This is a genomic window from Baia soyae (assembly GCF_004341445.1).
Taxonomy (GTDB): Bacteria; Bacillota; Bacilli; order Thermoactinomycetales; family Thermoactinomycetaceae; genus Baia; species Baia soyae.
In genome coordinates this window covers 85060-108345 of the sequence record NZ_SLXV01000002.1, presented here as the reverse complement: position 1 = coordinate 108345, position 23286 = coordinate 85060, and the positions used below count along the sequence as shown (strand labels likewise).

At 42.9% G+C, this 23286-nt stretch carries 30 protein-coding genes; 24 read left to right on the top strand and 6 right to left on the bottom strand.

The genetic code is table 11. From position 1 onward, the window contains the following. Positions 1-127: 127 nt before the first annotated feature. Positions 128-766: a YktB family protein gene (locus EDD57_RS01390; RefSeq protein ID WP_243649394.1), complete on the bottom strand. Its 639-nt coding sequence runs from the start codon at positions 764-766 to the stop codon at positions 128-130. A 335-nt stretch (positions 767-1101) separates the two neighbouring features. Here EDD57_RS01390 and EDD57_RS01385 point away from each other — a divergent pair, with 335 nt between their 5' ends. From EDD57_RS01385 to EDD57_RS01360, 6 genes are all read left to right on the top strand, one after another. Beyond that, positions 1102-1296 carry a hypothetical protein gene (locus EDD57_RS01385; RefSeq protein ID WP_243649393.1) on the top strand — a complete coding sequence of 65 codons (195 nt, stop codon included), beginning with the start codon at positions 1102-1104 and terminating at the stop codon, positions 1294-1296. 113 nt (positions 1297-1409) lie between these two features. Then, positions 1410-2900, top strand: coding sequence for a leucyl aminopeptidase (locus EDD57_RS01380; protein ID WP_165873624.1), 1491 nt, complete (start codon positions 1410-1412; stop codon positions 2898-2900). Between the two features lie 23 nt (positions 2901-2923). Further along, positions 2924-3676, top strand: coding sequence for a glycerophosphodiester phosphodiesterase (locus EDD57_RS01375; RefSeq protein WP_243649392.1), 753 nt, complete (start codon positions 2924-2926; stop codon positions 3674-3676). 74 nt (positions 3677-3750) lie between these two features. Continuing rightward, positions 3751-4584: a deoxyribonuclease IV gene (locus tag EDD57_RS01370; protein ID WP_131847589.1), complete on the top strand. Its 834-nt coding sequence runs from the start codon at positions 3751-3753 to the stop codon at positions 4582-4584. Between the two features lie 11 nt (positions 4585-4595). Next, a complete protein-coding gene (locus tag EDD57_RS01365; protein WP_165873623.1) occupies positions 4596-4868 on the top strand; it encodes a YlaH-like family protein in 273 nt (90 codons plus the stop codon). Positions 4869-4896: 28 nt separating this feature from the next. Further along, a complete protein-coding gene (locus EDD57_RS01360; protein ID WP_131847585.1) occupies positions 4897-5163 on the top strand; it encodes a hypothetical protein in 267 nt (88 codons plus the stop codon). A gap of 162 nt (positions 5164-5325) precedes the next feature. Here EDD57_RS01360 and EDD57_RS01355 read toward each other — a convergent pair whose 3' ends face one another. Further along, positions 5326-5523: a hypothetical protein gene (locus EDD57_RS01355; RefSeq protein ID WP_131847583.1), complete on the bottom strand. Its 198-nt coding sequence runs from the start codon at positions 5521-5523 to the stop codon at positions 5326-5328. A 41-nt stretch (positions 5524-5564) separates the two neighbouring features. Between EDD57_RS01355 and EDD57_RS01350 the strand changes: the two genes are divergently transcribed. Further along, entirely contained in the window at positions 5565-5837 is a 273-nt protein-coding gene (locus EDD57_RS01350; RefSeq protein ID WP_131847581.1) for a hypothetical protein, read from the top strand. 75 nt (positions 5838-5912) lie between these two features. Here EDD57_RS01350 and EDD57_RS01345 read toward each other — a convergent pair whose 3' ends face one another. Beyond that, positions 5913-6182 carry a DUF2197 domain-containing protein gene (locus EDD57_RS01345; RefSeq protein WP_131847579.1) on the bottom strand — a complete coding sequence of 90 codons (270 nt, stop codon included), beginning with the start codon at positions 6180-6182 and terminating at the stop codon, positions 5913-5915. A 72-nt stretch (positions 6183-6254) separates the two neighbouring features. After that, positions 6255-6848: a YhcN/YlaJ family sporulation lipoprotein gene (locus EDD57_RS01340; RefSeq protein WP_131847577.1), complete on the bottom strand. Its 594-nt coding sequence runs from the start codon at positions 6846-6848 to the stop codon at positions 6255-6257. A gap of 124 nt (positions 6849-6972) precedes the next feature. Here EDD57_RS01340 and EDD57_RS01335 point away from each other — a divergent pair, with 124 nt between their 5' ends. The 6 genes from EDD57_RS01335 to EDD57_RS01310 all read left to right on the top strand — a co-directional run bounded on the left by EDD57_RS01335 (position 6973) and on the right by EDD57_RS01310 (position 11017). Further along, on the top strand, positions 6973-7605 hold the full coding sequence (locus EDD57_RS01335; RefSeq protein ID WP_131847575.1) for an MBL fold metallo-hydrolase: 633 nt from the start codon (positions 6973-6975) through the stop codon (positions 7603-7605). 21 nt (positions 7606-7626) lie between these two features. Then, entirely contained in the window at positions 7627-8199 is a 573-nt protein-coding gene (locus tag EDD57_RS01330) for a TlpA family protein disulfide reductase (RefSeq protein ID WP_131847573.1), read from the top strand. 25 nt (positions 8200-8224) lie between these two features. Further along, positions 8225-8944: a cytochrome c biogenesis CcdA family protein gene (locus EDD57_RS01325; protein ID WP_131847571.1), complete on the top strand. Its 720-nt coding sequence runs from the start codon at positions 8225-8227 to the stop codon at positions 8942-8944. 16 nt (positions 8945-8960) lie between these two features. Next, entirely contained in the window at positions 8961-9488 is a 528-nt protein-coding gene (resA, locus tag EDD57_RS01320; protein ID WP_131847569.1) for a thiol-disulfide oxidoreductase ResA, read from the top strand. Positions 9489-9502: 14 nt separating this feature from the next. Next, the gene (locus tag EDD57_RS01315; protein WP_131847567.1) at positions 9503-9817 is read left to right on the top strand and encodes a rhodanese-like domain-containing protein; all 315 of its coding nucleotides are present in this window, start codon (positions 9503-9505) and stop codon (positions 9815-9817) included. An 84-nt stretch (positions 9818-9901) separates the two neighbouring features. Further along, complete coding sequence (locus EDD57_RS01310; RefSeq protein WP_131847565.1) at positions 9902-11017, top strand: class I SAM-dependent methyltransferase; 1116 nt, start codon at positions 9902-9904, stop codon at positions 11015-11017. Positions 11018-11072: 55 nt separating this feature from the next. On the opposite strand, the gene EDD57_RS01305 is transcribed toward EDD57_RS01310, so the two are convergent. Next, positions 11073-11306: a DUF2626 family protein gene (locus EDD57_RS01305; RefSeq protein ID WP_243649399.1), complete on the bottom strand. Its 234-nt coding sequence runs from the start codon at positions 11304-11306 to the stop codon at positions 11073-11075. A gap of 133 nt (positions 11307-11439) precedes the next feature. Between EDD57_RS01305 and EDD57_RS01300 the strand changes: the two genes are divergently transcribed. Both EDD57_RS01300 and EDD57_RS01295 read left to right on the top strand, forming a co-directional pair. Then, a complete protein-coding gene (locus EDD57_RS01300) occupies positions 11440-12210 on the top strand; it encodes an enoyl-CoA hydratase/isomerase family protein (protein ID WP_131847563.1) in 771 nt (256 codons plus the stop codon). Between the two features lie 156 nt (positions 12211-12366). Beyond that, a complete protein-coding gene (locus tag EDD57_RS01295; RefSeq protein WP_131847561.1) occupies positions 12367-13029 on the top strand; it encodes an RsfA family transcriptional regulator in 663 nt (220 codons plus the stop codon). A 36-nt stretch (positions 13030-13065) separates the two neighbouring features. On the opposite strand, the gene EDD57_RS01290 is transcribed toward EDD57_RS01295, so the two are convergent. Then, complete coding sequence (locus EDD57_RS01290) at positions 13066-13539, bottom strand: N-acetyltransferase (RefSeq protein WP_131847559.1); 474 nt, start codon at positions 13537-13539, stop codon at positions 13066-13068. A gap of 155 nt (positions 13540-13694) precedes the next feature. Between EDD57_RS01290 and EDD57_RS01285 the strand changes: the two genes are divergently transcribed. The 9 genes from EDD57_RS01285 to mraZ all read left to right on the top strand — a co-directional run bounded on the left by EDD57_RS01285 (position 13695) and on the right by mraZ (position 23283). Then, positions 13695-15029 carry an acetyl-CoA carboxylase biotin carboxylase subunit gene (locus tag EDD57_RS01285; protein ID WP_131847650.1) on the top strand — a complete coding sequence of 445 codons (1335 nt, stop codon included), beginning with the start codon at positions 13695-13697 and terminating at the stop codon, positions 15027-15029. A gap of 4 nt (positions 15030-15033) precedes the next feature. Continuing rightward, positions 15034-15252, top strand: a complete 219-nt coding sequence (locus tag EDD57_RS01280) for an acetyl-CoA carboxylase biotin carboxyl carrier protein subunit (protein ID WP_131847557.1) — start codon at positions 15034-15036, stop codon at positions 15250-15252. 1 nt (position 15253) lies between these two features. After that, a complete protein-coding gene (locus EDD57_RS01275) occupies positions 15254-16138 on the top strand; it encodes a hydroxymethylglutaryl-CoA lyase (RefSeq protein WP_131847555.1) in 885 nt (294 codons plus the stop codon). Positions 16139-16153: 15 nt separating this feature from the next. After that, on the top strand, positions 16154-16930 hold the full coding sequence (locus tag EDD57_RS01270) for an enoyl-CoA hydratase-related protein (protein WP_131847553.1): 777 nt from the start codon (positions 16154-16156) through the stop codon (positions 16928-16930). A 14-nt stretch (positions 16931-16944) separates the two neighbouring features. Then, entirely contained in the window at positions 16945-18483 is a 1539-nt protein-coding gene (locus EDD57_RS01265) for an acyl-CoA carboxylase subunit beta (protein WP_131847551.1), read from the top strand. Between the two features lie 74 nt (positions 18484-18557). Continuing rightward, on the top strand, positions 18558-19505 hold the full coding sequence (locus EDD57_RS01260; protein ID WP_131847549.1) for a ketopantoate reductase family protein: 948 nt from the start codon (positions 18558-18560) through the stop codon (positions 19503-19505). A gap of 116 nt (positions 19506-19621) precedes the next feature. After that, the gene (gene bshC, locus EDD57_RS01255) at positions 19622-21262 is read left to right on the top strand and encodes a bacillithiol biosynthesis cysteine-adding enzyme BshC (RefSeq protein WP_131847547.1); all 1641 of its coding nucleotides are present in this window, start codon (positions 19622-19624) and stop codon (positions 21260-21262) included. 198 nt (positions 21263-21460) lie between these two features. Continuing rightward, entirely contained in the window at positions 21461-22723 is a 1263-nt protein-coding gene (locus tag EDD57_RS01250) for an adenosylhomocysteinase (protein ID WP_131847545.1), read from the top strand. Between the two features lie 128 nt (positions 22724-22851). Then, positions 22852-23283 (top strand): division/cell wall cluster transcriptional repressor MraZ, encoded by a 432-nt coding sequence (mraZ, locus tag EDD57_RS01245; protein WP_072331757.1) that lies wholly within the window; start codon positions 22852-22854, stop codon positions 23281-23283. Positions 23284-23286 lie beyond the last annotated feature (3 nt).

Here is a 23286-nt window from a genome sequence, read left to right as displayed (position 1 = left end):
ACAAAAATGGTTTCGTAATAGAAGGGAAGTATTTTGATAATGGGAGAGACGCACAACAAAGAGGTTTATCTATTTTACCATTCGGATTAGTAAAGTAGATAAACCTCTTACCATCATTCATATACTCCTATGCCTGACAAGCAAATCGATACAACGGTACCAACTTTTCATACGTCCCCTCTAACCTCTTCAAAAGCTCCTCACCCGATAACCCCGCTACTTCCTCAGCAGGAATCACTAACCCACATAAAAATTCTGCCTTTTTCACCTTCGATAAACGATCCAAGACCTCCACAATCCGAGTCTCTGTCACTTCCTGAACTGGAATAACATCCTGCTTCGTATGATCCTCACTAACATAAAAACTCTTAGGAATCTGATTCCAGAGCTGTAATTGTTCCTGTAACTTACGGGCAAAAGGTTGCTTCTTATCACATTCATAAATTAACGCAAACCATGCAAACAAATGTGTCCCGCACAAACCTAATTGAAAATGAGGATGTGCTTTATACCCACGCTTATTAGTAGCCCATGCCACCCACGTTTCATCAGGCGGATTCACCGTTCTACGAGCGTGTTTTGCTATGTGGACAAATACCTCATCGCCTAGCTGGGCTGTGAGATTTTGCGCAATGACTTGGCCAAACGCCTCAAACTTGGGACGAATCGTGTTTTGTAATGCTTCCATGCGATTTTCTAATCCAGGAATCTGAAATACAGAGAAGTCTGATTCGGTAAATACAGGTATTTGCATTTTGGTTGTCATGAAATCACCTTAATCTACTTGATTTTCTTTTATTGTAACCTGAATTGGAGATCATACCAATCATTTTACAGGAATATGTCTCGTTACATGAAAGTCTTATTACTTGTAATTGTGAAAAAAATAATAGGATTTAATGAGTTTTCTATTACATTTACCGTGTCTTTTTCACATAAAATATGCAAACTATGCTATGAACGTAGAGAATCAACTAAAAATGAATCGCATAGTGGAGATGTTTATTCTCGTGGATATGCGGGCATCCTGAAATCAAGCTCAACTTTTCCAACAACTGGTGAAAAGCATAAATAAATCACCTATAAAAAGGGGTGCAGGTAATGATGGAAGAGGTATTAAAAGCGTTCAAATGCCAAGGGCCAGAGGAGCGCATACCTGTTTTACGCCTAGAACTCGACTATGAATTGGCTCTTCTTCATGAAGCCATGATGGAAAACTGCTCGCAGAAGATTCAAGAGAGTAAAAAACGCCTAGTAGAATTACGCCGAGAGATGATTATGTTAGAAGCCTTATAGACGAGGCATCTTATTGAATATTTCAATAAAAGGTTTCAGCAAGTTGATGTCGAAAAATAACGTGTAGCCTGTATAGGCACACGTTATTTTTTATGGAGAGAGTGGGGATGTGTATGGAATGGAATCGTACTTCGAAAGCTTTAAGTCAAGTAGCAGTAGATGCTGTTATCTTATTCGTCACCGACACTCTTCATTTATCTAAGGAAGGGAAGTTGATTGATTTACGATTAAATCACTACCTTTCTCAACTGATGGATTCTGAGGAGATTACCGGTCGTTTCGAAGAATGTATGTTGCTACATACACGAGGCGAAATTGCAGCACAGAAGGTAGTTTTGGTGGGGATGGGCAACGAGAAGAAATGGAGTTCCCAGAGATTTCGGCAATGTGTAGCAATAGGTGCGCGAAAGGCACAGCAAAGCGGGGTAAAAGAGCTTGCTGTTAGCGTACCAGAGTTCTTAGAGAAACGTTTCGGTTCCGCAGATTTAGTGCAAGCAGTAGTAGAAGGTGTGGAGTTAGGTTGCTATGAATTGCCTAGCTACAAACAAATAAGCCGTAGTACAGGGATTCAAAAAGTCGTATTCTCAGAGCAAACGCTTAGCAAGACATCGATTGAAGTAGGGATGGAACGAGGGGGAGTATTTGCAGAAGCAAGTAAGAAAGCAAGTACTTGGTGCAATGAGCCTTCGAACCATTTGACACCAACGGTATTGGCTAGTTATGCGGACGAGGTAGCCAAGCGTTGTGGCTTAGAGATTGATATAGTAGATAAAGATCGTTTGGAAGAATTGAATGCACATGCATTTCTTGCGGTGGCGAAAGGAAGTGCTGAGCCGCCCAAACTAATTATGTTGCGTTATCAAGGAGCACCCGATGACGAGGAGGTACTCGGACTTGTCGGAAAAGGTGTTACGTTTGACAGCGGTGGCCTTCAAATAAAGCCGCATGAAGGTATGGATAAGATGAAGTCGGATATGAGTGGGGCGGCTGCGGTACTAGCAGCTATGGATGCGATTGGCACGCTAAAACCTCACTGCAATGTGGTTGCAGTCATTGTATCGTGTGAAAATATGACAGGTTCCCATGCCTACCGCCCGGGCGATGTGCTTAGCACGATGAGTGGGAAGACGATCGAAGTGACTCATACGGATGCGGAGGGTAGGGTAATCCTAGCAGACGGCCTCGCTTACGCAAGGAAACTGGGTGCGACTAAGTTAGTAGATATCGCAACGTTAACAGGAGCGGCAGTGGTTTGTTTGGGACGTGAGAAAACGCTGATGCTCGGAAATGATGATACGTTGTTACAAGATGTGTCCGTAGCTGCGGGGCTTGCTGGCGAACCAGTCTGGAAATTTCCATTAGAGGAAGAATACGACTACTACTTGCATAGTGATATTGCAGATGTCAAAAATGAGGGAGGTCGTGCTGCTGGAGCCATTCAGGGAGGAGTGTTTTTACAGCATTTTGTAGAGGATACTCCTTGGGTTCACCTTGATATTGCGGGCCCTGCTTTCTCTCAAAAAGACTCTGGGATCTACCGAAACGGGGCTACAGGGGCAGGGACGAGAACACTGATCCATCTAGCATTGCAAATGGGATTGTAGAGGAATCGATTGGAGGGGACGTTGTGAAGAAGACAGAGATCTATGCTCATCGGGGTTTTTCAAAGATTGCTCCCGAAAATACAATGGCCGCTTTCCAAGAAGCGATTCGGGCTGGTGCTGATGGAATTGAGTTAGACGTTCATCTGGCAAGAGATGGTGAGATTGTGGTCATACACGATGAGACCATCGACCGTACGACGGATGGTACAGGCTGGATAAAGGATCTTACACTAGAAGAGATTTGCAGGCATAGTGCAGGTTCTTGGTTTGCTCCCCATTTTGTTCAGGAGCGTGTGCCTACACTAGCAGAAGTACTAGAACTATTAGAATCTACATCGTTATGGCTAAACATTGAGCTAAAAAACAATATTATCCGATATCCGGGATTAGAAGAGAAGGTATTAAAAGAAGTAGATCGTTTTGGTTTCCAAAAACGAGTCGTCCTTTCCTCCTTTAATCACTTTAGCTTACATCATTTGCATTCATTACGCCCCCATTTTCCTTTGGGAGTCTTGTATGAATGCAACCTGATTGATCCGTGGGATTATGCGATTCAATTAGGTGCTTCTTCGATTCACCCGTTTTTCCCTACTTTAGACGAGGAGATTGTAAGGCGTAGTCATGAAGCAGGGATTGCGATTCGTCCTTTTACCGTCGATGATCCCTTTTATCAGAAGATCCTATTTGAATGGGGAATCGATGCCCTTATTACCAATGATCCGTCTGCAGCTCAAGGTGTAAGAGAGCAAATTCAATCCGCCTTGCGGGAAAAGTAATGAAAATGGTATGATGTTCAAAGGTTAAGGCGCCTCATTATTGGCGCTTTTTTTTGTAACAAGGAGGACAAGTCATGAAAATTGGTTGCCATATAAGTGTCGCAAAAGGATTTGAAAAAGCGGCTCAGAAAGCACATGTGCTAGGTGCACAATCTTTTCAAGTCTTTACAAAAAACCCACGTGGATTACGCCCGAAGAAGTTAGATGAAGTGGATGCAAAAAAGGGTCGCGAATACTGCGCGGAGCAAGGAATTGCCGTAATCGCTCACACCCCTTATATAACGAATCTATCTACACCAAAGGAAGACCTTCATGAAGTTACCATTCGTTCGATTCGAGAAGATCTCAAGATTGCTGAGGCGTTTGGAGCACTTGGAGCAGTCGTTCACTGCGGAAAGCATGTCGGCGAAGGAGTCGAGTATGGGACAGAGCGGATGGTTGAAACCTTAAACAAAATCCTTCAAGAGTATGATGGTCCTGTTAAACTATTGTTAGAAAATACAGCTGGCCAAGGTAGTGAGTTAGGTCTTGAGATTCGTGATTTAGTAGCAATTCGCAATGCGACTGATAGCCCTGAAAAAATCGGTTTTTGCTTTGATACTTGTCATGCATTTGCGGCAGGTACTTGGGATAAAGAGACAGTGGATGCGCTAGTAAAAGAGATGAAAGAGACCGGCTACCTTGACGCTCTCGTCGCAATCCATTTTAATGACAGTAAAGCGCCTTATAATAGCAGAAAAGATCGTCACGAGAAAATTGGAAAAGGCGAAATCGGGGCAGAGGCATTGGGAGCTTTTCTACGTACAGGCGCTTTTGACCATCTACCTGTTGTGCTAGAAACCCCGGCTGACGATGAAAACGAATATGCTGATGAGATGGTTTATGTTCGAAAAGAATTACTTGGTTAGGAGGAATATCTGTGTTTGATTGGATTAGTACCTTACATTTTCCGGCGCTCTATGTGATTATCTTCGTTTTGACTGCTATTATTTATCAGTCTACCTTTGCGACTAGATTGTCACTTCGCAAAAATCTATTGGTTTATCTATTTTTGGCTATCGGCTGTTTTGTGATTACGGTGATGCAAGTATTACGGTTTCCGATGGTACAAGCGTTGTTGATTACGGTTGTGTTGATTGTGGTGACGAAGGTTCGGTTGACGATTAGTAAGAGGAATGAGTCGAAGAGTTAGGGAAGTAAGGATTGAGTAAGGCTGGTGGTTGAATGATCGAGGGCCGGAGAGTCTATCTGTTCGCTTACTGCTCAATACCGATCCAGCAGAGAAGTGGGGAAGTCCGCTACGTCCTCCTCCGCTCGGGCAGGTGCAAAACTCGCAAAGAACGCTCAAACATGTTGCACCAAAACGCCCTACACTACGGAAAACTTCGCTAGGTAGGATCGCTAACATCGCCGTAATCGAACAGACAGACTCTCCTTTCCCCCTAATCCACATCCATCAAACAGACTTGCTCAGTAGAGAGTGGTAGAGTATATAGAGAGCTTCTTCTTCTCTTCCATTTTTGTTTCCATCCTATTTTCCGTCTTATTTTTGTCTTTTTCGTTCTTTCTTTTTTCTGGCCTGTTTTTATCCTATTAACAACTCAGTAATCGAAAATGTATCAGGGGCAATGTATCTGACCAAAGCGATGTTAGTGAGCCTGCTTAGCGTAGTGCTTCGAAGCAAGGGCGTTTTGTGGCAATGTTTGAGCGTGTTCTTCGCGAGTTTTGCCACTTGCCCGAAGTGAAGAAGGACGGAGCGGACTTGCTTTTCCACATCTTTGCGGGCTCACTATTTGAGTTGTGGTCAGATACATGCCCCGATGCATTCGCTCTACCAACCACCCCAAAAAAGTTTCACTCTTTAGAAAAATAAAAGGAGATCACCACTATGCGCCTAGAAGATGCCCTAGACAACTGGCTCCAAATCAGCATCGTAGCCAAAAACCGTTCCAGCGACCGATCTGCAAAAGACACCGTTCAATTCTTCACAGACATGCTAAAAGAGGACCACGGAGTAGAAAATCTCTTGTTTGAAAAAACGAAGGATTATTACCAAGTTACATATGAGCAAGAAGGATCCACACACACGAAATCATATCGCTTCGATCAAGCAGAGCTACTCATCCAACAGATCCAAGCAGAACCACGATACAATACATAAAGTGTCTAATTGAAGATAAACAATAAAGAAGCCTTCTCTACGGGAATATCCCCTAGAGAAGGCTTCTTTATATACCTATATACTATCTGCCCGTTTGGCTGACAAATCGTTGTCAAGAGCTTTACTAGCACTCTTCCATCTCGAACGATTTCTCCTACCCGCAAAAACACGAGTACTTACTCGCTCAGGAGGAGGTAGTAATTTTTCTCGCTCCTCCACCTGTTCGGAAATGCGACTGTGACAGTCAGGACAAATTTGAATCATATGAGGATGCTTTCGCAATTTATGTTTTTGACGCCGATCTGGCTCGAATCGTTGTTCACATAGGATACAAATGATTTTCATAGTGGGTACTTCCTTACATATCGAGATATCTCTATTATACCGCAAATGAACCGTCAAACAAATAGAGAGTCTCTAGTGTCCTCTTTCACCTGAAGGAGATTGATTCGTATCTCTACGATCTTGTTTCGTTTCATCACGTTCACGCTTTTTTACTTCGTTTGAAGGCTGGGGAGCGATTCGGGCGACGATGGCACCTAGTTCATTCATAATACCGGCAATGGGGCGACCTTGTCTGATTTCTTCATTCATCTTTTTAATGCGATGTAATAAATCAACATCAGCTGTTACGAGCGCTGATTTTCCTTGTGGATCATCTCGTAGTGCCTGGGCCACTGCGTATTTGACCGTGCCAACGCGAGCACTGTCTAGATCGGGATTTACATCAATAGCGACAACGGCATATTTTCCCAGTGAGATCGCATTTGCTTCTTTGACTTGAGGCACTTGTTTGGCCAATTGAACAAGATGGTCAGAATCATTTTTCACTCTGTCTTGCTTGGTAGATAGGGATGTGTCGGGGGCGGTTTGTTTATAGCTTATATTTTGGGCCTTTGGGCTGGCATCGTTGGAAGGTGGCTTGTTATCCTGATTACATCCAGTTGCAATCGTTATAAATAAAGCCGTAATGGCGAAACTGCTAATGAGTCGAAATGTTCCTCTGTTCATAAAACGATCATCCTTTCAAACAAACTTTGTTCATTAGATTGCCCAAATTAAAAAGAAGTATGTCTTGTCCTCTTTGCTGAATAGAATGGTTTTAGTACAATGTCAGAGGAGGGAGTTGGATCCTATGATGAATGTAGAAATGTTTGAACTTGGTCCTGTTATGACAAATGCGTATCTCGTATACGATTCTCAGACTCAAAAAGGAGTCGTTTTTGATCCAGGAATGTATCCAGATCAGTTACTACAAAGGATTAAGAAACTACATGTAACAATTGAAGCTATCTTGCTTACCCATGCACATTTTGATCATATGGGCGGCGTAGAGGAAGTTCGTACTCATACGGGTGCGTCTGTATACATACATAAGAAAGAAGAGGACTGGCTAGCAGATCCGATGAAGAATGGATCGGGAAGATGGCCTATGATGCCGAAGCTGACAGCTCGTCCAGCCGAACATATATTAGTTGGCGGTGAAACCCTACAGATTGCTGGGTTTCAATTTAAGGTGTTGTATACACCAGGGCATTCGCCAGGCAGTATTAGCTTTTACGATGGCGCCCATGTATTTAGCGGTGATGCCCTATTTCGTGATTCGATTGGTCGAACCGACCTATACGGTGGGGATCATAAAACGCTCATTCGTTCGATAAAAGGAAAGTTAATGGAACTTCCTGATCAAACCGTTGTGTACAGTGGTCATGGACCTGAGACGACAATTGAAAGGGAACGTAACCATAACCCTTTTATCGCAGGATAATGGTAGAAAAAGGTGGTAAAGATGGAAAAACGGAATCGCTTTATTGTGGTATTGATTGCGTTAGCGATTATCGGGACTTTGGTATATAACTTTTCCACGTCCAAGGAACAAAGCTCACCTACTTCACCCAAAAAAGCATTATGCGAAGGCACAGTTGGGATTAAGCCTGGGGACTGTGCTCCTAATTTCATCACTCAATCGCTGAAAGGTGAGAAAAAAGAGTTGTATGAAACCAACGGAAAGCCTACTTACATCAACTTTTGGGCTTCTTGGTGTGGTCCCTGTAAAAATGAGGCACCAGACATTCAAAAAATGTATCAAACGCATAAAGATGATGTTAATTTTGTCCTGTTAAATTTAACTTCGGGAGATGACATCGAAGATATACAGGGCTTTGTGATGAATTACAAGCTTACGATGCCCATTTATTTAGATCAACCGAAGCAAAATGAGAAGGGAATTGCTACTCAATATCAGATTAGCGGGGTTCCGACGCAAGTGTTGGTTGATGCGAAAGGAAAGATTCTTTATTTTCAACCGGGCCCAATTGACGAACAAAAATTCGCACGTTTGAAGAAGCAGTATCTTAATTAGAGAATTATGAGATGGGGAGAGAGAAGTGGACGTAGCCGTAAATGTAACAGCTTGGTTGGCTTTTGCAGCGGGTTTTTTATCATTTATCTCACCGTGTTGTTTACCCCTTTATCCATCCTATCTGTCGTATATAACAGGGATTTCGGTAACACAAATTCGTGGGGAAGGGCGCAGTAAAGAGATGATTCGCTTGACGATGACCCACACATTCTTCTTTTTGTTGGGATTTTCGTTAATCTTTTATGCGTTAGGCTTTACGGTGAGCTGGATTGGTGAAGTATTCGTATCCTATAAAGAGACGATTCGGATGCTAAGCGCGATCTTAATGGTGGTTATGGGGCTTTTTATGTCGGGAATTTTTCAACCCAAATTTTTGATGAAAGAGAAGAAGCTTACCATTTCCACGAAACGAGTTAGCTATCTAAGTTCGTTTTTGATTGGATTTGGGTATTCGGCTGGGTGGACTCCTTGCCTAGGACCGATTTTAGGCGGAGTTTTGGGACTTGCTTCGAGTGAGCCTGAAAGAGCGCTATTTTACACAACTTTATATACGGTTGGCTTTGCGATTCCATTTTTTATCATGGCCTTCTTTGTAGGGAAAACACGCTGGATTCTCAAGTATTCAGAGCGAATCATGAAAATTGGTGGATATGTGATGATTGTCTTCGGTTTGTTGCTTTACTTTGATAAATTGACTTGGATTACTCAATATCTTATTAAGTGGACGGGCTTCCAAGGATTCTAACTAGCAGGTGAGTGAGATGAACAAGAAAACAAGATACTGGGTACGCCGGCTTATTTTTGTAGTCTTAATTGTGATGGTAGGTTATACAATTTATCAGATGAGTAGCGGCGGGAAGCAACCAGATAGAGGGGATGTATCTCCCAACTTTACTTTGACGACACTGGATGACAAAAAAATGTCGCTGAGTGATCTAAAAGGAAAAGGAGTTATGTTAAATTTCTGGGGTACGTGGTGTGAGCCATGTAAAGCAGAGATGCCAGCGATGGAGCAAGTATATAAAAAGTATCAGGACAAGGGCTTTGAAATTGTAGCGGTAAATGTGGGAGAAAGTGATGTAGCCGTTCACTCCTTTATGAAATCGTACAATCTGAGCTTCCCTGTCTGGCTGGATCCAGATAAAGATGTTACTCGTTTGTACCGTGTGGGCCCGATTCCAAGTACTTTCTTTATCGATGAAAAAGGAATTGTAGCGAGACAAAACATGGGAGAATTAAATTTGGCGCAATTAGAAGCGTATATAAATGAAATTTTGCCCAAAAAGTAGGTGGAGGTATTTATATGAGTTATCAGGATATAGAAGCGAGTGAAGTAAGTAATCGGTATCAGGAAGAGAAAGATCGTTATGTATGGGTGGATGTTCGGACGATAGAAGAATATGAAGGTGGACATATTCCCGGTACGCTTCATATCCCTCTCGATCAAATGGAGCAACGTCAAGAGGAATTAAAGGGATTTAAAGAGCAAAATATCCTTCTAGTCTGTCGGAGTGGTGTGCGTAGCGTCTACGCCGCAGAAGTATTAGCAGATCACGGATATACTCATCTATTTAATTTAAAAGGTGGCATGTTAGACTGGGCAGGGCCTGTGGAGTAATGGAGTCATCGATTAAATAAGATTTGGCAGAGAGTGGGCAAATAAGTTCACTCTTTTCTGTTTGATTGGAGAGGAGAAGAACGAGTGGATACAGTGGAGTGTTTAAAAAAAGAGATCGTAGCCAAGATCAAAGAACATCCGAAACAGCACATTTCCTATCAACACTTTATGGATATATCCCTTTATCATCCTAAGTGGGGTTACTATTCTCAGAATCGTGTAAAGTTAGGAAAGAAAGGTGACTTTTACACCAATGCTCACGTGGGTGATGTTTATGGGACTGTGCTGGCAAAGGCGTTTCGAAACGAAGTAGGTAAATGGCGATCAAGTCAAGTGTCAAAAAGTTCTGTCTGGAAATTAGTTGAGATGGGGGCAGGAGATGGTCGCCTCATGGAGCAAGTCATCCGAGCTCTGGACGGATTTGAGGTCTCTTCTGATGAGCTTGAGATCTATTTAGTCGAGACAAGTAGCGAGCATAGGCGGATTCAACAAGAGCGTTTACAACCGATGAGTCCGTATCCAATCAATTGGTGTGAAAAAGTAGAAGAGATTGAGCCGGGAGAATACACGATTTTATATAGCAATGAATTAGTAGATGCGTTTCCGGTTCATCTTTTGGAATGGGATGGAATGAGATGGCTAGAAGTGTACATTCGGGAGGATAATGGAGAATGGATAGAGGAGTTAGGAGATTGTTCATCGGAAGAGCTGTTTCATGCTGTCCAAGAGCTTCCCATTCCCTCTCAGGTAGGGCAACGGGTCGAAATGAACCTTCTCGCTAACAAATGGCTACAAACTCTCTCCACATGGATGAATTCGGGATCTATTTTTACCATTGATTACGGAGTGTCCATGGACGAGCTGTATGCCGATTTTCGCTACCACGGAACGATTCGGGGCTATCATGAGCACCAGATTGTTTCTCATCTCCCGGATAGAGTAGGAGAAGTAGATCTAACTTCACATGTACATTTTGATTCCCTCAAACAATGGGGAGAAAAGTATGGTTTAAAGACGATATCGCATCAGCTACAGTCCGAATTTTTAATCAAACAAGGGATTTTGGAGTTGATGCCATCTCCTACTCCCGATCCATTTTCCCCAGCTGAAAAAACAAGGCGAGCGATTAAGCAGTTAGTTCACCCGCAGTGGATGGGGGAAGCGTTTCAAGTGCTTGTACAGACGAAAGATACAAGGTAGAGCACACAAAAAAAGCCAACTAAGGAGAATTCCCCAGTTGGCCGCTTTGTACTTGTTAAGCTGGCATTTTCATCATAAAGTTTGCATACCAAACCATGCCGACGAAAGAGATAAACATATAACCGCCAAATAAGTACATGTAGGTTTTTTCGGTAAGTTTCATAGCACCGAAGATATAAAATAGCAGTGCTTGCACGAAGAATAGGATTGCGGGAATTTGAAAATGATGGCCACCTGCTAAGAACATGATAGCAATGATAAACGCCCAGAATCCTAATACTTTAAACATGCGATCCACAAGCCCCACTCCTTCCTATGTATGGGTTTGCTGTTCGTAATGATCTTGATTTAGCTAGTATAACCAAATACATTATACTAACTGCATTCATGAGTCGCAAGCAAAAGAGAAAGGATGCTTAGAAATGGAAACTGTAATGTACCATAAAAAGGGTGATGTTGCCATCGTCCAATTTCATCGACCAACTGTTCGAAATGCTGTAAACCAGCAGATGATGAGCGAACTAGAGCAGTTATTATCCGAGTGGGAACAAGATCCACAGATCAAAATAATTGTATTTCAAGGAGATAAAAACGCATTTGTCTCAGGTGGAGATTTAGAGGAGTTTCATCAATTACATACTTGTGCGGAGATAGAACCGATTATGAAACGAATGGGAGGGATCTTGGAACGTATTCATCAGCTACCTGCGCTCACGATTGCTAGGGTCGAAGGTCCTGCTGTCGGAGGCGGATGTGAAATCGCGATGAGTTGTGATTGGGTTGTCGCAAGTGATCATGCGACGCTCGGTATGATTCAAGTGCGTCTTGGCATTACGACAGGTTGGGGTGGAGCAGCGCGATTGATGAAAAAAGTAGGTTCTTCCACTGCGATGAACATTTTATTAAGTGGAAAAAGATACTCTGCCAGAGAAGGAATGGAGCTGGGGATGGTAGATTTTTTGCTAGACGAAGAGGATAAATCGTTTGAAGATCAATTTGATCATTGGTTACATCCATATACGAAGCTTTCTTGTAGTCTAATCAGGCATTACAAACAGCTAGCGAAACAAGTAGAAAAGGGTGCGTCAAGTAGCGAATTATTTGAACGAGAGGCTACGAAATGTGGATTGCTTTGGGAGACGGAAGAGCATCGCCTGGCAGTTGACTCCTTTTTGATTCGTCGCGGAAGATGACACATGAACCTCCTATCAGGTGCTGCTAGATGTATACAAGCACTATCTTTCGGCAATAAAAAAAAGAGTAGAGTCGATACTACAATTCTAATGTTTTGCATACAGATAGAGCGAAGACTAGTATGTCTATGGATCTAAAAAGGTAGGAGGAAGTCTATGGCTGTCAAACGTCAAGATGCTTGGACTACGGAAGATGATTTGATTCTAGCAGAGATAACCTTGCGTCATATTCGAGAGGGAGGAACTCAGCTATCTGCATTTGAAGAAGTGGCAGAGAGATTGGGGCGTACTCCCGCAGCGTGTGGCTTTCGGTGGAATAGTGCAGTACGTAAGCAGTATGATGCTGCGATTCAAATTGCGAAAAGCCAACGACAAAAAAGAAGTCAAGAGCGTGTCAGAATTTCGAGTAGCCCATCTCTATCCCATACCGGTGTAAATATGAGTCAGTCTATGCCGAGAATAGAATTTGAAGAGTATCAAGAAGGACATGATCCCGTATACTCTTTAGATCATATCATCCGCTATCTGCGTCAACATAAAAATGAGATGACAGAGCTAAAACGCCAACAAAAGCAGTTGGAAAAAGAGTTGATGGATCGAGAGGAATACTTGGCTCGTCTGCAACAGGAAAATCAAGAGATGAAGAGCCAGTTGAATCATGTAGAAAAAGATTATCGAATGGTAAATGATGATTATCGGATGTTAGTTCAAATTATGGATCGCGCTCGTAAGCTATCCATTTTGTCTGAAGAAGAGGAAGCAGAGAAATCTCGCTTTCGCATGGAGGCAAATGGAAACTTAGAGAGAGTCGACAAATGATAAAGGAAGCCCTACTGAAAAGTGGGCTTCCTATTTTCATTCTTGCAGAGTAGTTCCCTCTGGTAGCCAAACATAAGGGCTTTCTCCGCGATCTCGAACCGGATTATATTTGCAGGGAGTAAAGCCCACTTGATCCCAGAACGGATCGGAGCGATGTCTAGCGTTGGTCTTGATGGGATGGCCTAGATTGAGAGCGAATTCTACGAGTGCTTTCCCTAGTCCCAGGCCTCGGTAATCGGCTAATACTTCCAATTTCCATAGTTCATAAAAGGTTTGAGAGGGAGAGAAGTAGCGGTCATACTTTGCATCGACTTCGTATAAACTCATACGGGCAACTAATTGCTCTTGTAGGTAGATCCCATAGAAAGGAGAAGAGTAGTTGTCATTCTCCACGAGATTATCTTGTAAGTCTTCTAACATAGAAAGTTCTGGGAGACCAAACTCACGAAATTTCTGGAATTCTTCTAAAGTTTTGTAATTAATTTGCAGACGCTCTACTTTGTACGGCAAAAGGAGTTCCTCCTCATCATGAATCGTCTTTCACTTCTTTTATTATACACGAATTTTATTTGCTAGCAGGAATTGAATGTCTATACCGAGAATTTAAAATTGGAATCTTACTAACTTAAATAAAATTATTGCGAGGAAGAGGTGATAGTGTTTTGATTCAAAAATTGTTGATTGCGAACCGTGGTGAGATTGCCTCCCGAATTATTCGGACTTGTAGGCAACAAGGGATTCAAACAGTAGCTGTTTATTCCCAAGCGGACCAAGAAATGCCTTTTGTCAAAATGGCAGATGAAGCATATCTAATCGGAGATCCACCTGTGGCCAAAAGCTATCTACAAATGGATACGATTATCGATGTTGCGAAGAAGGCGCAGGTAGATGCCGTTCATCCTGGTTATGGTCTCCTCTCGGAGAATGCGACCTTTGCCCAAAAGGTGCTAGATGCTGGGGTGATCTGGGTGGGCCCGAAGCCAAGTGTAATCGCCCAGATGGGAGATAAAGTCATGGCTCGGCAGGTGATGATTGAGGCGAATGTTCCGGTTGTGCCTGGTTCAGAAGAAATCACCACATGGGAAGAAGCCGTACGGATTGCGAATCAAATTGGCTATCCAGTCCTTTTGAAAGCAAGCGCTGGAGGCGGTGGGGTTGGAATGGTGCTTTGTCATTCTGATCATGACCTAGAACAACATTTTGCTACCACACAGAAACGAGCGGAGATGTACTTTGGAAGTTCTGCCGTCTTCTTAGAGAAGTTTTTAGAGCGTTCTCGGCATATTGAAGTACAAGTATTGGCCGATCAGCATGGAAATGCGCTCCATCTATTTGAACGAGAGTGTTCTGTTCAACGTCGTAATCAGAAGATTATTGAAGAGAGCTTATCACCTTCTATCGGTCAGGAAGCGCGAGAGAAATTATATCAAGCGGCACTCCAAGCGGTTCATGCGGTTGGTTACTACGGGGCAGGAACAGTTGAATTTCTCGTAGACCAGCAAGAGAATTGTTATTTTATTGAGATGAATACTCGCTTACAAGTAGAACATCCGGTTACAGAAGCGATTACGGGCCTTGATCTTGTATCATGGCAACTGGCAATCGCAGAAGAGAAAGCGCTTCCATGGAAGCAAGCTGACTTCGAGCCACTCGGTCATGCGATTGAATATCGTTTATATGCAGAAGATCCGGTTACCTTTTTTCCATCGCCTGGGAAAATCGAAGTATTTTCATTACCAGAAGGGGACGGAATTCGCTTTGATGCAGGAGTAGAAACAGGAAATACGATTACTCCCTTTTATGATCCGATGATTGCGAAATGCATTATTTCGGGTTCGAGTAGAGAAGAAGTGCTCACAAAAAGCAGAGAGACTTTCGCCCAAATGAAGATAGAGGGCATTAAATGTAACTTACCACTACTAGTAGAACTGCTGGATCATCCAGATTTCGTATCCGGCAAATATGATACAACAATTCTGGCTAATCGGAAGGGAAAGTGAAGAGATGAATAAAGTAGAAGCAAGCATGGCAGGAACGGTATGGAAAGTGTTAGTGAGTGAAGGAGACATCGTCGAGAGTGGTCAAGACGTCATTATTTTAGAGTCGATGAAGATGGAGATCCCTCTTTCTGCAGAGATGGATGGAAAAGTATCAAAAATCACTGTAAATGAAGGGGATTTTGTCGCAGAAGGTGATGTCTTACTTGAGTTAGTAGGGATATAAGATGAACGTGCGAATCGTGGAAGTGGGGCCGCGTGATGGATTGCAAAATGAAAAGGTACTCCTATCGACTCATGCGAAAACAACTCTCATCCAGAAGTTAGTCGACTCTGGACTAAAGGAGATCGAGGCTACTTCTTTTGTCCATCCGAAGTGGGTTCCACAATTGGCCGATGCTAATGAATTGGTGACAGGGTTGCCTGCGTATCCAGATGTGAATTACCGTGTACTCGTTCCGAATGCTAAGGGGATGGAACGGGTTAATCCCTCTATTTTAAAAGAGATTGCTATTTTTTGTTCAGCCAGCGAAACGCATAATCAAAAAAATGTGAATCGAATGAGGGAAGAGAGTATTGCTGATTTTGCTAAATTCGTCCCCGTGGCGCTAGAGCAAGGACTACGAGTGCGAGCTTATCTTTCCACGGTATTTGGTTGCCCTTATGAAGGCGAAATTTCACTTGATCAGGTCCATAATATGAGTGAGCGCTTGTTCGGTTTGGGTGTTTACGAGATATCGTTAGGAGATACCATCGGGGTTGCCACTCCAGCAAGCGTAAAACGGATTTTAGGATCGCTGTTGAGCCAGTTTCCAGCAGAGAAGTTAGCGGTACATTTCCATGATACGAAAGGAATGGGAGCCGCAAATGCCTACCAAGCTCTCGAAATGGGGATCCAAACATTTGATAGCTCGATCGGGGGGCTTGGAGGTTGTCCGTATGCACCAGGTGCTTCTGGAAACCTAGCAACAGAAGATTTGGTCTATCTCCTTCAAGGATCGGGAATCGACACCGGAGTGGATCTGGATCAACTATGCCGTACGAGCCAATGGTTAGAAGGACAATTAGAAAAAACATTACCTTCGAAAGTATTACGTGCCCATTTTGCATAATAGGGGGTTGGTGGTATGTCAGAGGTACTATTTGAGGTGGAGCAAGGGATTGCTACGCTTACCCTAAATAGGGCTGATATCGGAAATGCGCTTAACTTTCCAACACTTTGTAAGCTTCGTGAAGTGGTTAGAAATATTTCTTGTCGCAGGGATATTCGAGTGGTTGTGTTAACAGGAGCAGGAGAGAAATTTTTTTGTGCGGGAGCCGATTTAAAAGAGCGGAAAACGATGTCCAAGCAGCAGGTCCGGGAATTTTTAATGATGATTCGTGATACGTTTACGGAAATAGCAGAGTTACCCCAACCGGTCATCGGTGTGATGAATGGATATGCATTTGGTGGTGGTTTGGAGTTAGCTTTATCATGCGATATGCGGATTGTAGAGAGTCATGTTCAGCTTGGGTTAACCGAAACTTCTTTAGGCATTATTCCGGGAGCAGGTGGAACCCAACGTTTAGCTCGTTTGATCGGGAGTAGTAAAGCAAAGGAATTGATTTTTACAGCGAGACGTTTGAGCTCTACAGAGGCGCTTGATTGGGGAATTGCCAACTATGTGGAGCAAAGTCAGACGGGAATGGGGAAAGCGCTAGAGCTGGCTAACCAAATGTGTGCGAACGCACCACTTGCTCTTGCTCAAGCTAAGTTTGCGATTGATCGGGGTCTTGAAGCAGATATACGAACGGGAATATGGGTGGAAGCCAAGGCATATGAAACGCTATTACCGACTGAAGATCGCTTAGAAGGTTTACGTGCATTTGACGAGAAACGAAAACCGAACTATCAAGGGAAATAGGAGGAGGTTTCAAGATGAACGATCAGTGGACAAAAGAATTACAGGAACGAATTCAAAAGATTGAAGCGGGTGGAGCAACCAAGTATCATGAAAAAAATGCAGAACAAAACAAGTTATTTGTTCGAGATCGCTTAGAGTTATTATTAGATCCGGGATCGATTCGCGTAGAAGATGGACTATTTGCAAACTGTATGGAAGAAGGGCTTCCAGCGGATGGCGTTGTAACGGTAACCGGGAAGATGAATGGCCAAACGGTATGCGTCATGGCAAATGATTCTACGGTAAAAGCAGGATCTTGGGGTTCTCGTACTGTGGAGAAAATCATTCGTATTCAGGAAACCGCGCAAAAATTGAAGGTTCCAATGCTTTATCTAGTTGATTCAGCTGGGGCGAGAATTACCGATCAATTGGAGATGTTCCCGAATCGCCGCGGTGCTGGAAGAATCTTTTATAATCAAGTGAAAATGTCTGGAATGGTGCCGCAAGTATGTATTTTATTTGGTCCCTCAGCGGCAGGTGGTGCTTACATTCCCGCATTTTGCGATATTGTGATCATGGTAGACAAAAATGCGAGTATGTATCTCGCTTCCCCGCGTATGGCTGAGATGGTGATTGGTCAAAAAGTAACATTGGAGGAGATGGGCGGAGCTAGGATGCACTGTTCGGTAAGTGGTTGTGGAGATGTGTTAGCGAAAAATGAAGAAGAAGCGATTGAGATTGCTCGTCGCTATCTAAGCTACTTCCCAGCCAATTACAAACAGAAGACATCCAAAATAGAAGCCAAGTCGATCCAAGAGGGTATCAGGAGTATAGAAGAGATTGTTCCCGATAATCAAAATGTAGCCTTTGATATGAAAGAAATGATTCGAGCTGTTATTGATGCAGATTCGTTTTTTGAGATGAAGGAACTGTTTGCGAAGGAGATTATAACGGGATTTGCACGGATAGACGGGCGGGCTGTTGGGATTATCGCGAATCAGTCTAAAATGAAGACAGGTAGCTTATTCGTCGATTCAGCTGATAAGTCGGCTCGCTTTATCACGTTATGTGATGCCTTTAATATTCCGTTGATTTTCCTATCCGATATCCCTGGTTTCATGATCGGCACACAGGTAGAACGTTCGGGGATTATTAGGCATGGAGCCAAGATGATCGCCGCGATGTCAGAAGCAACCGTACCGAAAATCTCGATTATTGTCCGTAAAGCATATGGTGCTGGACTTTATGCTATGGCAGGTCCCGCCTTTGAACCGGATTGTTGCTTAGCCCTCCCAACAGCCAAAATTGCCGTAATGGGCCCTGAAGCCGCTGTAAATGCGGTTTATAGTAATAAAATCGCTCAACTAGAAGAGTCAGAGCGCAATGAATTTATTCAGCAAAAACGAGAAGAATATCAAGAAGATATCAACTTATATCGTTTAGCCAGTGAACTCATTATCGACGGCATTATCGCTCCCGAGCGATTGCGAGATGAGCTAAAAGAGCGTTTGGAGTTATACGAAAGCAAAGAAATGATATTTAGTGAACGCAAACATCCGGTATACCCGGTATAATAAGTGATATGAAAGGCAAAAAGGAGTCTTCATAACGGCTCCTTTTTCGTTATGTATGGAGAGGGAGAGAAGCCATGAGAATTGCGGTAATAGGAGCTGGCTCAATCGGATTATTATGGGCATCTCGATTATCTCGATTGCCCTATGAGGTCACAGTCCTAACACATACCACCGAGCAACATAAGCAGATTGTACAAGCAGGTATTTCCTGCGAGGAACTAGATGGTCAAGTAATACATACAAACGTCAAAAGTTGTCCAATTGATGATACAAGTGAACTCCCCCCATTTGATATTATTTTTATTACCGTGAAACAATATCAGCTAAAAAATGTCATGGGGTTGGTTCAATGCTATTCTCATCCGTTTACCCAAATCCTCTTTTGGCAAAATGGTTTGGGACACGAGGAAGCCATCGGAGAACTACACTATCGTCCAGATACATACGTGGCTCTTACCACAGAGGGGGCTTATCGAAAAACCAATACCCAGGTTGTTCATACGGGCCAAGGAGAGACTTGGATTGGTACCTTCCCTCATGAAGAACAGTGGAAGCCACTTCTGCAAGACTTTATTCAAACCTTACAACCCATTGTTATTTCGCCGATTAGGGAAGAGAAGATGATTTTGAAACGTATGTGGGAAAAGCTAGCTGTAAATGCCGTCATCAACCCACTGACGACGATACTGGAAGTGCCCAATGGAGAGCTACTTCACGTAGAATTAGAGAACATGATGGAAAAGATAACAGTGGAGACATGTCAGGTGGCCAAACTTGTTGGAGTGGAACTGGATCACTCTCGGACAATCAAGAAAATAAAAGAAGTATGTCGCTTAACATCACAAAATGTTTCTTCGATGCTTCAAGATGTTCAAGGCGGAAAACGGACAGAGATTGAGTCCATCAACGGTGCGATCATCCGGTATGCCAAGGAACATAACATCCCTGTTTATTATCATGAGATGCTCTGCACACTAGTAAAAGCAAAAGAAGAACATAATAAGCGAAATACCAGTATTTAGTAGCGTTTTTTCTCGGATCTATCTATCGAACTTCTTTGTATACACATCACATTTTATGATATCATTTATTTAGTAACTTACCTTTTTAAATTGAGATAAGAAAAGAAGGAATCAATATGAAGATTGAGTGTATAAAGAATCCTTGGCAAAACCAACTAATGAGCGATTATCTAGAGCCAGAGCATCCCGTTCGTTCTTTTTTCTCACATCATCCATTGCAGAGTTCCTCTTATTCGTTGCGTGCAGAAGAGGTCTATTCAAGTCTTTCCCAGCGAGTGGATCGCCAGAAATTGGTTGAGGCTTTGTACCGTTATCATCAACCTGAATTACTCCATCCCGAGATAGAATCCAACTTAGGGCGTTTGCGACAAGAAGATTCATTGGTTGTGATCGGCGGGCAACAAGCGGGTTTAGTAACAGGCCCTCTCTATACGATACATAAGGTGTTTACCATTATTGAATTAGCTCGAAAACAAGAGCAGGAACTAGGTAAGCCTGTGATTCCGGTCTTTTGGATTGCAGGAGAAGATCATGACATAGACGAAGTAAATCATATATTTGTACAAAGCAAAGAAGGCGTATTAAAAAAGCGTTACCGCGTCGAAGTAGAACAAAACAACAGACAAGCAGTCTCTCACCTTTCAATCGATCCAGAATATCTGCAAAATTGGTTGCAAGAGGTAAGCGAGCACTATGTAGATACCCCGTATAAAACGGAGTGGCTAGAAGCTTGTCAGAAGCTTTCCCATGACAAGCCGTCTTGGGGGCGTTTTTTTGCGCGTCTTCTCCATTCTTTATTTGCTAAGTATGGTCTAGTGCTGATTGATTCGGCCGACCCTCATGTTCGGCAAATCGAACAAGATTTTTTTCTTCGTTTGATCAACCAGAGTGAGCAAATACAGACATCAATCCAAACGAGTGTTCAACAATTCGAAGAGGCTGGTTACGCGGACCCAATCCACACTCAGCCGAATCAAGCGAATTTGTTTTTGATTACAGACAGTGGGCGTCTTCTCTTAGATCGTGAAGGGGATCAGTGGACAACCAGAGAAGGAAAACAAACCTTTACGACCTCTGAACTGCGTGAGATTGCGGGGCAGACGCCAGAACGTTTTAGTAATAATGTCGCGACACGCCCATTGATGCAAGAATACCTATTTCCCGTTTTAGCCTTTGTAGCGGGTCCGGGTGAAGTAGCTTACTGGGGTGTCCTAAAAGAAGCCTTTATTCACACAGGTTTGTCTATGCCGATTGTGTATCCCCGCTTTCAAATGACCTTAGTAGAACGTCATGTAGATATTCGAAAACGGGAATTTGGACATTCATGGGAGACATATCTTACAAAGGGGACTTTGATCCGAGAAGAGTGGTTGAAAGCCCAATTTTCTTTCCAAGTTGATCCTTTATTTGATGCGATAAAGAAGCAAGTAGTCGATCTATATCAACCGATGATTAAGCAGATTCATTCTCAGTTAGGAAGACAGACGGAGGAAATGGGACAAAAAAACATCGAAAAAGTTACCGAGCAAATCCAATTTTACCAACGATTTGTCGAGCGTACGATGAGTGATATCCATCAGACTACCTTACGTCAATGGGATGAATTGTTGCGAGGAATCTCTCCGAATCAGCAACCCCAAGAAAGAGTCCATAATCTTATCTACTATTGGAATGCCTATGGACTTGATTGGATGGACCGGACGTTGCAGTTGCTACGTGACAAGCAACCAACCCATCATTTTATGGTTCATTTCTAAAGATTCGTTTCTATCTTGCAAGTGGTTTTCGATATAATATAAGTGTGCTCAGTTTATAATTCATTTTATTCCGAGTGGTTAAGTATGTTATAATGCATACATGTCCTATTCACTACATACTATCCATAAGAACAAGACACATGTTCGTTCACAAATCGAAGCAAGTTAAACACAATTAAACTAGGGGAGAGTGCTTTTATGAACTCATTAGAACGTAGTATTATTGCAAATCCGGCATTAGCACATGACGGAAGATTAAAAATTAACTGGGCAGCGGACCATATGCCAGTAATGAACCGTTTGCGTGAACAATTAAAGGTGGATCGTCCATTAGCAGGATTGCGCGTAGCGATCTCTCTACACTTAGAAGCGAAAACAGCGAATCTAGCAGAAGTGATTCGTGATGCGGGTGCAGAAGTAGTGATTACAGGTAGTAATCCGCTTTCGACCCAAGATGATGTGTGTGCGGCACTAGCGGCAGATGGTGTAACGGTATTTGCCAAATACAATCCATCTCCAGAAGAGTATAAAGACCATCTTATTAAAACACTTGAAACCAAACCAGATCTAATCATTGATGATGGTGGGGACCTTGTGACGGTTCTTCACTCAGAGCGTCCTGATTTAGCTGAGCAAGTTCGAGGCGGATGTGAAGAGACGACAACTGGAATCTTGCGCCTCCAAGCGTTAGAAAAAACAGGCGAGTTAAAATTCCCTATGATTGCTGTAAATGATGCACTCTCTAAATATTTGTTTGACAATCGTTATGGAACCGGTCAATCCGTATGGGACGGAATCAATCGTACGACAAACTTAGTAGTAGCAGGAAAAACGGTTGTAGTAGTTGGTTATGGCTGGTGTGGTCGCGGGGTTGCGATGCGTGCGAAGGGCCTCGGAGCGAAAGTAATCGTAACTGAGATTGATGCTGTTAAAGCGACAGAAGCGCACATGGACGGTTATACCGTGTTGCCGATCGCAGAAGCGGCGAAGCAAGGTGACTATTTTGTTACCGTAACAGGTAATAAAGGAGTTATTACGGCTGAGCACATGAAATCAATGAAAAATGGTGCTATTTTATCAAATGCGGGCCATTTCAATGTAGAGATCGATACCGAAGGCTTGGCGACTATGGCAGTAAGCAAACAAACGGTTCGTAAAGACATTGAAGAGTATGTGCTAGAAGATGGCCGTAAGATCTATCTACTTGCAGAAGGTCGTCTTGTAAACTTAGCAGCAGGGGATGGTCATCCAGCCGAAATTATGGATATGACCTTTGCGCTTCAAACGTTATCATTGCTCTTTGTTCATGAAAATTATCAACGTATCGGCAAACGTGTGATGGAAGTTCCGTATGAGATTGATGAACAAGTTTCTCGCTATTTCCTTGAATCTCTTGGAATCCAAATTGATTCACTTTCAGAGGAACAAGAGAAATATCTTGCTAGCTGGCAATTGGATTGATCAATCCCAAAAATTGTATAAATGTTACTAATCCTGCATATGCGTGCAGGATTTTTTATTTTGCGTGTGGTATACTTACCAATGTGGAGGAAAGTGGAGGGAAGTGGTGACGAGGGGAGGAATCCAAGATGTTTATGGGGGAATACAGGCATTCGGTTGACGATAAAGGTCGACTGATCATGCCGGCTAAATTCCGCGAAGGACTTGGTCAGTCTTTTGTTGTAACCCGTGGCTTGGATCATTGCTTATTTGCATACCCTCGGTCAGAATGGACACAATTAGAGCAGAAATGTAAAACACTCCCATTTACCAAAGCAGATGCCCGGAAGTTCACGCGTTTCCTGTTTTCAGGAGCGAGTGAAGCTGAGTTAGACAAACAAGGGCGTATTCATATTCCCCCACATTTGCGAGAATTTGCTAAGTTGCAGAAAGAATGTGTTGTGATCGGCGTCTCCACTCGTGTTGAGATTTGGTGCAAGGAACAATGGGATTCTTATTATTCTGCTTCAGAAGAGTCATTTAATGAGATCGCTGAAAGCTTAGTAGATCTGGATTTCTAAGGA